10 protein-coding genes are annotated in these 12,000 nt (G+C 61.7%); 2 read left to right on the top strand and 8 right to left on the bottom strand.

The window, feature by feature from the left end; genetic code table 11:
- The first annotated feature begins 129 nt into the window (after positions 1-129).
- Together B2J69_RS16630 and bsmA are read left to right on the top strand one after the other, a co-directional pair.
- Positions 130-2,061 (top strand): methyl-accepting chemotaxis protein, encoded by a 1,932-nt coding sequence (locus B2J69_RS16630; protein ID WP_081140756.1) that lies wholly within the window; start codon positions 130-132, stop codon positions 2,059-2,061.
- Between the two features lie 56 nt (positions 2,062-2,117).
- Positions 2,118-2,444, top strand: coding sequence for a biofilm peroxide resistance protein BsmA (bsmA, locus tag B2J69_RS16625; protein WP_081140755.1), 327 nt, complete (start codon positions 2,118-2,120; stop codon positions 2,442-2,444).
- On the opposite strand, the gene B2J69_RS16620 is transcribed toward bsmA, so the two are convergent.
- From B2J69_RS16620 to hflK, 8 genes are all read right to left on the bottom strand, one after another.
- On the bottom strand, positions 2,418-4,046 hold the full coding sequence (locus B2J69_RS16620) for an isovaleryl-CoA dehydrogenase (protein ID WP_081140754.1): 1,629 nt from the start codon (positions 4,044-4,046) through the stop codon (positions 2,418-2,420). The genes bsmA and B2J69_RS16620 overlap by 27 nt on opposite strands.
- Before the next feature lie 86 nt (positions 4,047-4,132).
- The gene (gene rlmB / locus B2J69_RS16615) at positions 4,133-4,867 is read right to left on the bottom strand and encodes a 23S rRNA (guanosine(2251)-2'-O)-methyltransferase RlmB (protein WP_081140753.1); all 735 of its coding nucleotides are present in this window, start codon (positions 4,865-4,867) and stop codon (positions 4,133-4,135) included.
- Between the two features lie 72 nt (positions 4,868-4,939).
- Entirely contained in the window at positions 4,940-7,378 is a 2,439-nt protein-coding gene (gene rnr, locus B2J69_RS16610; RefSeq protein ID WP_081140752.1) for a ribonuclease R, read from the bottom strand.
- Positions 7,379-7,394: 16 nt separating this feature from the next.
- The gene (gene nsrR / locus B2J69_RS16605; RefSeq protein WP_081140751.1) at positions 7,395-7,838 is read right to left on the bottom strand and encodes a nitric oxide-sensing transcriptional repressor NsrR; all 444 of its coding nucleotides are present in this window, start codon (positions 7,836-7,838) and stop codon (positions 7,395-7,397) included.
- Between the two features lie 207 nt (positions 7,839-8,045).
- A complete protein-coding gene (locus B2J69_RS16600; protein WP_081140843.1) occupies positions 8,046-9,344 on the bottom strand; it encodes an adenylosuccinate synthase in 1,299 nt (432 codons plus the stop codon).
- A gap of 144 nt (positions 9,345-9,488) precedes the next feature.
- Positions 9,489-9,686, bottom strand: a complete 198-nt coding sequence (locus B2J69_RS16595) for a DUF2065 domain-containing protein (protein WP_081140750.1) — start codon at positions 9,684-9,686, stop codon at positions 9,489-9,491.
- A 56-nt stretch (positions 9,687-9,742) separates the two neighbouring features.
- Complete coding sequence (gene hflC, locus B2J69_RS16590) at positions 9,743-10,747, bottom strand: protease modulator HflC (protein ID WP_033792335.1); 1,005 nt, start codon at positions 10,745-10,747, stop codon at positions 9,743-9,745.
- Between the two features lie 3 nt (positions 10,748-10,750).
- Entirely contained in the window at positions 10,751-11,986 is a 1,236-nt protein-coding gene (hflK, locus tag B2J69_RS16585; RefSeq protein WP_081140749.1) for an FtsH protease activity modulator HflK, read from the bottom strand.
- Between the last annotated feature and the right edge of the window lie 14 nt (positions 11,987-12,000).

Below are 12,000 nucleotides of genomic sequence, written 5' to 3'. Positions count from 1 at the left end.
CGCTGAGTTTACGCGCCGCGGCGTTAATCTGCGAACCGCTTCACAAATCTACTGCCCTTTTTAGGGGGTAAACCTTTTGCTGCCGATGCCGTTAATCGTATATCCCGTAAACCGACCTAAAGGTATTTTATGAAGCGTCTCTCTCTCAGCCCCATGAGTCTTGGAGTCAAGCTGTCTGTACTGACGTCTCTCAGCGTCGCGCTGCTGCTGTTCGTCCTGACACTGACTCAAAGCCACACAGCAGCCCGCCAGCTGGAAAGCCTCGCCACCGATGATATGCATAATCAGGTGCAGGGCATTAGCGAAATGGCAACGATGTTCAACGCCACCCTGACCGAAGAGGTCAACAACTACACCCAGCTGTTTGCCAGCTTTCTGCCGCAGCGCTTTAGCCGCGACGACAGCGCGCGCATTCAGGTGGGCGAGTTCTCGACCCCGACGCTGCGCGCCGGACTGAAAACCCTGAACCTCGATCAGGTGGCGGTGGATGACTTTCTACAGCGCACCACCGCCGTCTCTACCATCTTTGTGCGTGACGGCGACGACTTTTACCGTATCTCCACCTCGCTGAAAAAAGAGGATGGCAGCCGCGCCATCGGCACCCGTCTCGACCGCAGCAGCGCGGCGTGGAAAAGCGTCAGCCGCGGCGAGATCTATCGCGGGCTGGCAACGCTGTTCGGCCATCGCTATATCACCCAGTATCAGCCGGTGAAAGATGACGCCGGTGCGGTGGTTGGCATTCTGTTCGTCGGCGTGCAGATCGATAAACAGTACGCGCTGATGCGCGACAAGGTACTGGCGCGCAAGCTGGGCGACAGCGGCCATTTCTTTGTGCTGAACGGCGCGCCGGGCGCGGCGCAGGGCCGCTATCTGTTTGACGCGCGCCATGAAGGCCAACAGCCGGGCTGGGACGCCAGCGTACAGCAGGCGCTGCTGAGCCAGCCGCAGGGCATTCAGGAGGCGCAGATCGACGGCGAGAGCAAAATGCTGGCCTGGCAGCAGCTGCCGGGCTGGGAGTGGATTGTGGTCGGCGAAGTGAGCCGCGACAGCCTGCTGGCGCCGATTACCCACAGCCGCAATCTCTTTATGCTGACCGGACTGGCGCTGGTGCTGCTTTTTGCGCTGGGCTTTGTGTTCTACAGCCGCCGCGCCATTACTCAACCGCTGCAGCAGGTGATCCATCTGGCGGAGCAGTACGCGGCGGGCAACCTGCGCGTGCACCTCGATACCCGACGTCGCGACGAAGTGGGCCAGCTGATTACCGCCATTAATGGCATCGGCGACGGGCTGGAGAAGATTGTCGGCCAGGTGCGTGCCGCCGCGCAGGAGATCAGCGACGGCACCGATACCATCGCTGCCAGCAGCCTGAATATCAGCGAGCAAATTGGCCGTCAGGCGAGCAGCGTGGAGGAGACCTCGGCGAGCATGGAGCAGTTCGGCGCCACGGTCGAGCACACCGCGGACAACCTGCGCCAGGCGATGACGCTGGTGGCGGAAGCGAGCAGCCTGGTGGGCCACGGCAGCCAGACGGTGAGCCGCTCGGTGAACACCATGTCCGCCATTCAGGTCTCTTCGCAGAGCATCGCCGACATTACGCACGTCATCGAATCGATCGCTTTCCAGACCAATATCCTGGCGCTGAACGCCGCGGTGGAAGCGGCGCGCGCCGGCGAGCACGGCCGCGGCTTCGCCGTGGTGGCGGCGGAAGTGCGCGCGCTGGCGCAGCGTAGCGCGCAGGCGGCGAAAGAGATCGACGGTTTGATCGCCACCTCGATCAGCAACGTCTCGGAAGGGCATCAGCTGTCGCAGCAGACCCACGACGCCATGACCCATATCGTGTCGCATATCGAGCAGGTTCAGGCGCTGATGGGCGAGATCAACGTCGCGGCGCAGCAGCAGGCGGCGGGCATCGGCCAGGTCAATCTGGCGATGAACCAGATCAGCCAGGCGACCCATGAAAACAGCGAGCTGATGGCGCAGGCGGATGCCTCGGCGCAGAATCTGAGTCACAAAGGCCACCACCTGACGCAGTTAGTCAGCGTCTTTCATCTGAAATCCTGACCCGCTTTTGGGGCGGTGACTTACACTTATGTCACCGTCCCTCTGGAGGAAATCCTATGCGTTACGCTTACTTACTGACCCTGGCGCTGCTGCTGAGCGGCTGCTCGGCGCTGAAAACCACGCCGCAGCCACCGCCTGCGCCCACTCATCAGGCGCAGGAAATTACGCGCGCGCAGAGTACCGGCCTGCCGAGACTCGGCAGCATCAGCACGCAGGTGCGGGGTTCGCCGGATGACGCGCAGCGCGCGCTGGCGGCGGAGGCCAACCAGCGCGGCGCGGTCTACTATCAGGTGATTATGGTGGATGAAACGGTCACGCCGGGATACTGGTACGCTACGGCGATCCTTTACGGCGCGTCACCCACCGCTGGCGCGCAGCAGTAAGCGTTCCGCCACCAGGCTCTCTAGCGGACGGACGCCGCGACCGTCGAGCCACTGCCGGCACCAGGCGTCCGCCAGCGGCGGCTCACCATATTTCAACAGCTGCGCGCCCGTCGCCAGCAAAAACAGGCGCTGGGCGATGTCGCGCGCCTGGCTCTCCTGCAGGCGGCTAAGCCGCAGTTTTAGCTGACGCCAGGCTGCGTCAAACAGGCGATTAACGCCCTTCACCGCCCCGAACTCCTCATCCAGCATCTCGATCACGCCCGGCTGCTTGCGCAGCACCCGCAGCACGTCGAGACACATGACGTTGCCGGATCCCTCCCAGATGCTGTTGACCGGCATATCACGATAGAGGCGCGGCAGTTCGCTCTCTTCGCAGTAGCCTACGCCGCCCAGCACCTCCATCGCCTCGGCGACGAACGGCATGCCCGCCTTGCAGACGGCGTATTTCGCCGCCGGAGTGAAAAGCCGGGCGAACAGGGTTTCCAGCGGCTGCGCCGGCTGCGACCAGGCGCGCGCCAGACGCATCAGCAGCGCCGTTTGCCCCTCCAGCTGCAGCGCCTGCGCCGCCAGCACCTGGCGCATCAGCGGCTGATCCAGCAGATTTTTGCCCATCACCTGGCGCTGGTGCGCATGATAGAGCGCGACGGAGAAGGCGCGCCGCATCTGGCCGTGGCTGCCGAGCGCGCAGTCGAAACGCGTCATACCGCCCATTTGCAAAATCAGCCGCACGCCGTCGCCCTCTTCGCCCAGCAGCCAGCCGGTGGCGTCCTGAAACTCCGCTTCGCTGCTGGCGTTGGCGCGGTTGCCCAGCTTCTCTTTCAGCCGTTCGAGGCGGATGGCGTTGCGCGTGCCGTCCGGCAGCAGACGCGGCACAAAGAAGCAGCTCAGCCCGTTGCCGCTTTGCGCCAGCACCAGGTGCGCGTCGCTCTGCGGCACGGAAAAGAACCATTTATGGCCGGTGAGGCGCCAGAGCGAGCCGGGCGCGCGATCCGCCAGCGGCTCCGCGCGCGTGGTGTTGCTGGTGACGTCGCTGCCGCCCTGCTTTTCCGTCATGCCCATGCCGATCAGCAGGCCGCGCTTCTGGCCGCCCGGCTGCGCGTGGGTGTCGTAGCGATCGCTGAGCAGCGGCTCGCGCCAGTCGCTGAAGGCGTCGGGCAGCCAGCGCTGCAGCAGCGGAACGGCGGCGTGCGTCATGGTCGCCGGACAGAGCGTGCCCGCCTCGACCTGCGCATGCAGGATAAAGCGCGCGGCGCGCGCCACCATGGCGCGATCGAGCACGTCGGGCTGCCAGCTGAGATTATGCAGCCGGCTGGCGCAGACGCCCTGCATCAGCAGATGCCAGGCGGGGTGAAAACGCACCTCGTCGATGCGCACGCCGCGCGCGTCATAGCGCAGCAGCTCCGGCGGCGCGGCGTTGGCCAGCCGGCCTAACTCCAGCGACTCGGCGCCGCCGAGCTGCGCGCCCACCGACGCCAGCCACTCGCGGTCCCACTCGGCGCCTTCACGGGCGAGCGCCTCGCGCAGCGGCGTGTCGGAGAGAAAGAGGTTGCTGTTGCTCAGGGGCTGTGGCTGATTGAAAACGGTGTGGGTGGTCCAGGTCATAACCCTTCCTCGCGTTGCCTGTCCCAGTGAGTATGGGAGAATGACGCGCGGTTATGCCTGGCACTAAGAGGATTTTGCGGCGGGGATCACGCCCCGCGCTGGCGTACCGCTTCGAACAGGCAGACGCCGGTCGCCACAGAGACGTTAAGCGACGAGACGCTGCCCGCCATCGGAATGCTGATCAGCTCATCGCAATGCTCGCGCGTCAGACGGCGCATGCCTTCACCTTCCGCACCCATCACCAGCGCCATCGGCCCGGTCATTTTGCTCTGATAGAGCGTATGGTCCGCTTCGCCCGCCGTGCCAACCACCCAGATGTTGTACTCCTGCAGCAGGCGCAGCGTGCGCGCCAGGTTGGTGACGCGGATCAGCGGCACGTTTTCCGCCGCGCCGCTGGCGACTTTTTTCGCCGTGGCGTTGAGCGACGCAGAACGATCTTTCGGTACGATTACCGCGTGCACGCCCGCCGCATCGGCGCTGCGCAGGCAGGCGCCAAGGTTGTGCGGATCGGTGACGCCGTCCAGCACCAGCAGCAGCGGTTTTTCCAGACTCGCCAGCAGATCCGGCAGATCGCCTTCCTGATACTGACGGCCCGGCTTGATGCGCGCCACGATACCCTGATGCACGCCGCCCTCTACCTGACCATCCAGCCACTGGCGGTTCGCCAGCTGGATAACGATGCCCTGAGCTTCCAGCGCCGCCACCAACGGCTGCAGGCGACGATCGTCGCGGCCCTTGAGGATAAAGACTTCCTGGAAGCGCTGGGGATCGCGCTCCAGCAGCGCCTGCACGGCATGGATACCAAAAATAATTTCGCTCATCGATCTGCTCAGTTTGGAATGAATTGGACTTCAGCGGACGCCCTCTGCGGGCAGAAGGCGTCCGTTAACGCATCAGGCGGAGTCAGCCTGTTTCTTCGCGGCGCGCTTCGCCCTGGTGGCGGCGGCGATTTTACGGGTTTTTTCCGACGGGGTTTTGCTTTTTTTCTCTTTCTTCGCTTTGGCCGGTTTTTCCTTGCCGTCGCGGAACGCTTCGTTCGGCTCAAAGTTGCCTTTTTTGCCGACCTGACGACGACGCTTCGGCGGCGCTTTGCCTTCGCGCTTCGCTTTGTCGCGCGCGGTTTTGCCTTCGCCGCGCGGCTGACGCTGGCTGGAGATCAGCGCGAAGTCGATCTTGCGCTCGTCCAGATGCACCGCCTCGACGCGCACTTCCACCGCATCGCCCAGACGATAGGTGCGTCCGCCCGATTCGCCGATCAGACGCTGCCCGACCGGATCGAAACGGTAGTAGTCGTTGTCGAGCGTCGAGACGTGCACCAGCCCGTCGATAAAGAGATCGTTCAGGCGCACAAAGAAGCCGAAGCCGGTCACGCTGGAGATCACGCCGTTAAAGGTATTGCCGACCTGATCCTGCATAAAGTCGCATTTCAGCCAGTCGGCGACGTCGCGCGTCGCTTCGTCGGCGCGACGCTCGGTCATCGAACAGTGCTGGCCCAGCTGCAGCATCTGCGGCAGATCGTAGTGATAGCCGCCGGTCGCGGTGGTGTTGCCTTTTACCTCGCCCTCGGCCTGCGCCAGCAGGTATTTGATGGCACGGTGCAGCAGCAGATCGGGATAGCGGCGGATCGGCGAGGTAAAGTGCGCATAGGACTGCAAGGCCAGACCGAAGTGACCGCGGTTTTCCGGATCGTAGACCGCCTGCTTCATTGAGCGCAGCAGCATGGTTTGCAGCATCTCCGCATCCGGGCGATCGGCGATCTGCGTCAGCAGCTCGGCGTAGTCGATCGGCTCCGGCTTCGCGCCGCCCGGCAGCGACAGGCCCAGCTCATTCAGCACGGTGCGGAAGCTGGTGATGCTGTCGTCGCTGGGACGATCGTGGTCGCGGAACAGCGCCGGCTCCTGGTGCTTCTCAACGAAGCGCGCTGAGGCGATGTTGGCGAGGATCATGCACTCTTCGATCAGCTTGTGCGCGTCGTTGCGCACGGTACGCTCTACGCGCTCGATGCGGCGCTCGGCGTTGAAGATAAACTTCGCTTCTTCGGTCTCGAACGAGATGCCGCCGCGCGCGTCGCGCGCCTGCTCCAGCACCTTATACATGGTGTGCAGCTCTTCCAGCGGCTTCAGCAGCGGCGCGTACTGCTCGCGCAGTTCCGGGTTGCCCTGCAGAATGTTCCACACTTTGGTGTAGGTCAGACGCGCGTGGGAGTTCATCACCGCTTCATAGTGCTTATAGCCGGTCAGCTTGCCTGTGGCGGAGATGGTCATTTCGCACACCATGCAGAGGCGATCGACCTGCGGATTCAGCGAGCAGAGACCGTTGGAGAGCACTTCCGGCAGCATTGGCACCACCTGCGACGGGAAGTAGACCGAGGTGCCGCGCTGCAGCGCTTCGTCGTCGAGCGGCGTGCCGGGACGAACGTAGTAGCTCACGTCGGCGATCGCCACCCACAGGCGCCAGCCGCCGCCGCGTTTTTTCTCGCAGTAGACCGCATCGTCGAAGTCGCGCGCGTCTTCGCCGTCGATGGTGACCAGCGGCAGCTTGCGCAGATCGACGCGCCCTTGCTTCGCCGCTTCCGGCACCTCTTCGCTGAGTTTGCTGACCTGCTTTTCCACTTCCGGCGGCCAGCTGTGCGGGATCTCATGGGTGCGCAGCGCCATATCGACCGCGAGGCCGGTGCCCATGTTGTCGCCGAGGATCTCCGCGACTTTGCCGATCGCCTTGGTGCGGCGCGTCGGGCGCTGCACCAGCTCCACCACCACCACCGAGCCCATACGCGCCTGTAAGGTCGCTTCCGGCGGGATGAGAATGTCGAAGCTCAGACGGCTGTCGTCCGGCACCACGAAACCGGCGCCCGCGTCGGTGAAGTAGCGGCCGACGATCTGGTTGTTGCGCGGCTCGAGCACGCGCACCACGCGCGCTTCGCGCCGTCCTTTGCGATCGGCGCCCAGCGGCTGCGCAAGGATAACGTCGCCGTGCATGCACATTTTCATCTGCTCGGCGGAGAGATAGAGGTCATCTTTCTGACCTTCCACGCGCAGGAAGCCGTAGCCGTCGCGGTGGCCAATCACCTTGCCGCGCAGCAGATCGAGGCGTTCCGGCAGCGCGTAGCACTGGCGACGGGTAAACACCAGCTGACCGTCGCGCTCCATGGCGCGCAGGCGACGACGCAGCGCTTCAAGGTGCTCTTCGTCGGTCAGGTTCAGTTCCTGCGCCAGCTCGTCGCGGCTGGCGGGTTTTTCGCGTTTTTCCAGATGAGCCAGAATAAATTCACGGCTCGGAATAGGATTTTCGTATTTTTCAGCTTCTCTTTCCTGAAAAGGATCTTTTGACATAGCGGTTCCTCCGATGTCATTTCAGATTCATTGCCACCGGCGGTTCGGACAATAAAATGTGGTATAAGGGTTCATTCCCCTCGACTAGGTCTGCCAGCGTGTAGCTGTCCAGTTCCCGCAAAAACAGCTGTACCGCATCGTTCAGCGCCTTTCTCAGGCGGCAGGCTGGCGTAATGACGCAGGTGGCGCAGTCCACTAACTGTAGCGGCTCCATTTTTCGTACCACGTCGCCGATGATGATATGACGCGGATCCATCCCGAGACGGATGCCGCCGTTTTTGCCGCGCGTCGCCGCGATAAATCCCGCACGGCTGAGCTGATTAATAATTTTAACCATATGGTTGCGCGACACGCCGTAGGTCTCGGTGACTTCGGTGATGTTAGTCATTTTGCCTTCCGGCAAACTGGCCATGTAAATTAGGGCCCGCAGACCATAATCGGTAAAACTTGTCAGCTGCACAGTGACCTCAGTAGCGCACTCACGGCGTATTTATCTGCTCTGCCCGCGTTGCGGTTGATTTTAATAGTAAACCGGCTTGCGGTTACTGTAGATGATAAACCAGAGTCGAAACCAGAGTGTGTTTTTTTCAGCCGAACGGTGATGTGAACGCGCGAAGGGATGAGAAGCGGAGAAAAAGAGGCCGGAGCGTCTCCGGCCTGTGCAGGATTATGCGTCGAACGGATCGCGCAGAATCATGGTTTCGCTACGGTCTGGACCGGTAGAGATAATATCAACCGGCACGCCGGTGACTTCTTCAACGCGCTTAATGTAGTCGCGCGCGGTCTGCGGCAGCCCTTCCAGCGTTTTCACGCCGAAGGTGGTTTCGCTCCAGCCTGGCAGGGTTTCGTAGATCGGCTCGATGCCTTCCCAGTTTTCCGCCGCCAGCGGCGTGGTGGTCACTTCGCGGCCGTCCGGCAGGCGATAGCCCACGCAGATTTTCACTTCTTTCAGGCCGTCCAGCACGTCCAGCTTGGTCATGCAGAAGCCCGACAGGGAGTTGATCTGCACCGCGCGACGCACCGCGACCGCATCCAGCCAGCCGGTGCGACGACGACGCCCGGTGGTGGCGCCAAATTCATTGCCTTTCGCGCACAGGAACTCGCCGATGTCGTCAAACAGTTCGGTCGGGAACGGACCCGCGCCAACGCGCGTCGAGTAGGCTTTGACGATGCCCAGCACGTAATCAACGCAGCGCGGACCAATGCCCGAACCGGTCGCCACGCCGCCGGCGGTGGTGTTAGACGAGGTCACATAGGGATAGGTGCCGTGGTCGATGTCCAGCAGCGTGCCCTGCGCGCCTTCGAACATGATCAGGTCGCCGCGCTTCTGCGCTTTGTCCAGCAGATCGGAAACGTCGACCACCATGCTGGTCAGCACGTCGGCTACCGCCATGACGTCGCTCAGCACTTTATCGTAGTCGACCGCGTCTTCTTTGTAGTAGTTGACCAGCTGGAAGTTGTAGTAATCGACAATCTCTTTCAGCTTGATGGCGAAGGTCTCTTTATTAAAGAGATCGCCGACGCGCAGGCCGCGACGCGCCACTTTATCTTCATAGGCGGGACCGATGCCGCGACCGGTGGTGCCGATGGCTTTGGCGCCGCGCGCTTTCTCGCGCGCCAGATCCATCGCCACATGGTATTGCAGGATCAGCGGACAGGCTTCGGAAATCAGCAGACGTTCGCGTACCGGTATGCCGCGTTCTTCCAGGCCTTTCATCTCTTTCATCAGAGCTTCAGGCGACAGCACCACGCCGTTACCGATAATGCTGGTGACGTTTTCGCGCAGGATGCCAGATGGAATTAAATGGAGGACGGTTTTTTCACCGTTGATGACAAGCGTATGGCCTGCATTGTGGCCACCCTGGTAGCGCACGACATAATTCGCGCGTTCAGTCAGAAGGTCTACAATCTTACCTTTGCCTTCGTCACCCCATTGGGTGCCCAGTACGACGACGTTCTTACCCATTTTCAAAATCACCGATTGCTTAAAAATGGATTCTACCATCTGATCTTGCGGCTTTCAGCACTTTTAGCATACGTTTGCGCGCATTTTTCGCCTGGCTTTTGCACACTACAACATCCTGGGGAACGCGCGCGCAAAAGACACAATTTAGCTGCTGTGCGCGGCAATCATGTAGTAGATCACCACGCCCGCCACCACCAGGCCGCCGCCGAAACGGTGCAGCAGACGATCCGGCAGCTGCGCCATACTGAGGATCATACGTCGCCAGACGCGCGGCAGAAACATCGGTCCCAGCCCCTCCAGCACTAACACCAGCGCCAGCGCCATCCATATGGTTGTGTTCATGGATCATCCCAAAAAAAAGGCCGACATCATTGTCGGCCCGTAGGTTATAGCAGTTCTTATCGCGTCGCGTTAGAGGGCGCTTTCATATATCGGAAGAAATCGCTGTCCGGACTCAGCACCATCACATCCTGATTGTCGCTGAAGCTATTTTCATAGGCGCGCAGGCTGCGGATAAAGGCGTAGAAATCAGGATCCTGGCTGAAAGCGTCAGCAAAGAGCTTCGCCGCTTCGGCATCGCCGTCACCGCGTGTAATCAATGCGGTGCGCTGCGCTTCCGCCAGCGTGCGGGTTACCTGATAGTCCGCCTGAGCGCGCAGTTTTTCCGCTTCTTCCTGACCCTGCGAGCGCTGGCTACGCGCTACCGCTTCACGCTCGGCGCGCATACGGTTGTAGATCGCGTCCGACACTTCGGTCGGCAGGTTGATCTGCTTGATGCGCACATCCACCACCTGAATGCCCAGCGCCGCCATGCTGTTTGGATTGATCGCCGGCTCTTTGCTGTTGGTTTCACGCTCGACGCGCGCCGCGGCGCTGGCGATGGCGTCATCCGCCGCCGGCGTCTGCACCTCGTCGTCGCTGCCGGCGCTGCCGGTGTTCAGCGCATCGCGCACGTCGGTGGTCAGACGCCCGCGCGAATCCGTCACAATATCCTTCACGTCAAGACGACCCATCTCGGAACGCAGGCGGTCGCTGAACTTACGTTTCAGCAGCACTTCCGCCTGAGAGACATCGCCGCCGCCCGTCGCCAGGTAGTAGCGGCTGAAGTCGCTGATGCGCCACTTGATGTAGGAGTCGACGATCAGATCTTTCTTCTCTTTGGTGACGAAGCGATCCGCCTGGTTGTCCATGGTCTGAATGCGCGCATCGAGGGTTTTCACCGTCTCGATAAACGGCACTTTCATGTGCAGACCCGGCGCGAATACCTGCGGTTTGTTTTCGTCGTCGCGCAGCACTTTACCAAAGCGCAGCACGATGCCGCGCTCGCCTTCCTGAACCACGAACAGTGAAGCGTAGAGCGCCACCAGTACAACAATAATGACTACAATTATGGGCTTACGCATCGATTACTCTCTCCCTTCGCGCTGGGTATCGTTGCGCAGAGCGTTGGCCCGACGCTGATCCATGATGCTGTCTGGATTATAGGCTGAGGTGTCGCTGCGGCTGGCGGTGCTGCCAGGCGAAGCGGGCAGCGTGGACAGACTGGCACCTTTCTGGCCACTCTGCGCCGCGCCGCTGGCGCCACGCATCAGCTGATCGAGCGGCAGCACCATCAGGTTGTTGCCGCGATCGTTAACCAGCACCTTGCGGGTATGGCTCAGCACACGTTCCATGGTTTCGATATAGAGACGCTCTTTGGTGATATCCGGCGCCGCTTTATATTCCGGCAGCAGTTTGGCGAAGCGCGCCACTTCACCCTGCGCTTCCAGCACGGTGCGCTCTTTATAGGCGCGCGCCTCTTCGAGAATGCGCTGCGCCTGACCGTTGGCGCGCGGCTGCACTTCGTTGGCGTAGGCTTCCGCCTCGCGGACGTATTGCTCGCGGTTTTCACGCGCGGCAATGGCGTCGTCGAACGCGGCTTTCACCTCTTCCGGCGGACGCGCCGCCTGGAAGTTGACGTCCAGCAGCGTGATGCCCATGTTGTAAGGACGAATGGTTTCGTCGATTTCGCGCTGGGTATCGCTACGCACCACGGTACGGCCTTCGGTCAGGATGCGATCCATGGTCGAGCGGCCGATAACGCCGCGCAGCGCGCTGTCGGTTGCCTGGCGCAGGCTGTCGTCCGCGCTGGTAACGGCGAACAGGTAGCGTTCAGGATCGGTCACGCGGTACTGCACGTTCATTTCCACGCGCACCACGTTCTCGTCCGAGGTCAGCATCACGCCTGAGGCGGCAAGCTCGCGCACCGCTTCGACGTTGACCGCGCGCACCTGATCGATAAAGGTGGGTTTCCAGTTCAGGCCTGGCTCAACCAGATGACTGAATTTGCCGAAGCGCGTCACGACGCCGCGCTCCGCTTCTTTGATGGTGTAGAATCCGCTGGCGGCCCAGATAACCACCGCCGCAACCGCGACGATACCGACCAGTTTGCCTCCGCTGCCGCCGCTGCGCTGGCCATTTTCACTCTGTTTGCCACCGCCCAGTCCGCCAAGCTTTTTGCTTAACTTACGGAAGATATCATCCAGATCCGGAGGTCCCTGCTCACGACCGCCTTTGTTTCCCCCAGAGTTGCCGCCTTTATTATTGCTGCTTCCCCACGGGTCGCGGTCCTGTCCGTTATTACCGGGCTGATTCCACGCCATGTTCTACTCCATTT

The sequence above is a fragment of the Pantoea latae genome, assembly GCF_002077695.1.
GTDB classification, from domain to species: Bacteria; Pseudomonadota; Gammaproteobacteria; order Enterobacterales; family Enterobacteriaceae; genus Pantoea; species Pantoea latae.
This window is presented reverse-complemented; position numbering and strand designations above follow the sequence as displayed.

Bases quoted from the DNA above. Each gene is read 5' to 3' on its own strand.
- B2J69_RS16630 (WP_081140756.1), top strand. From the start codon at position 130: ATGAAGCGTCTCTCTCTCAGCCCCATGAGTCTTGGAGTCAAGCTGTCT.
- bsmA (WP_081140755.1), top strand. From the start codon at position 2,118: ATGCGTTACGCTTACTTACTGACCCTGGCGCTGCTGCTGAGCGGCTGC.
- B2J69_RS16620 (WP_081140754.1), bottom strand. From the start codon at position 4,046: ATGACCTGGACCACCCACACCGTTTTCAATCAGCCACAGCCCCTGAGC.
- rlmB (WP_081140753.1), bottom strand. From the start codon at position 4,867: ATGAGCGAAATTATTTTTGGTATCCATGCCGTGCAGGCGCTGCTGGAG.
- rnr (WP_081140752.1), bottom strand. From the start codon at position 7,378: ATGTCAAAAGATCCTTTTCAGGAAAGAGAAGCTGAAAAATACGAAAAT.
- B2J69_RS16600 (WP_081140843.1), bottom strand. From the start codon at position 9,344: ATGGGTAAGAACGTCGTCGTACTGGGCACCCAATGGGGTGACGAAGGC.
- B2J69_RS16595 (WP_081140750.1), bottom strand. From the start codon at position 9,686: ATGAACACAACCATATGGATGGCGCTGGCGCTGGTGTTAGTGCTGGAG.
- hflC (WP_033792335.1), bottom strand. From the start codon at position 10,747: ATGCGTAAGCCCATAATTGTAGTCATTATTGTTGTACTGGTGGCGCTC.
- hflK (WP_081140749.1), bottom strand. From the start codon at position 11,986: ATGGCGTGGAATCAGCCCGGTAATAACGGACAGGACCGCGACCCGTGG.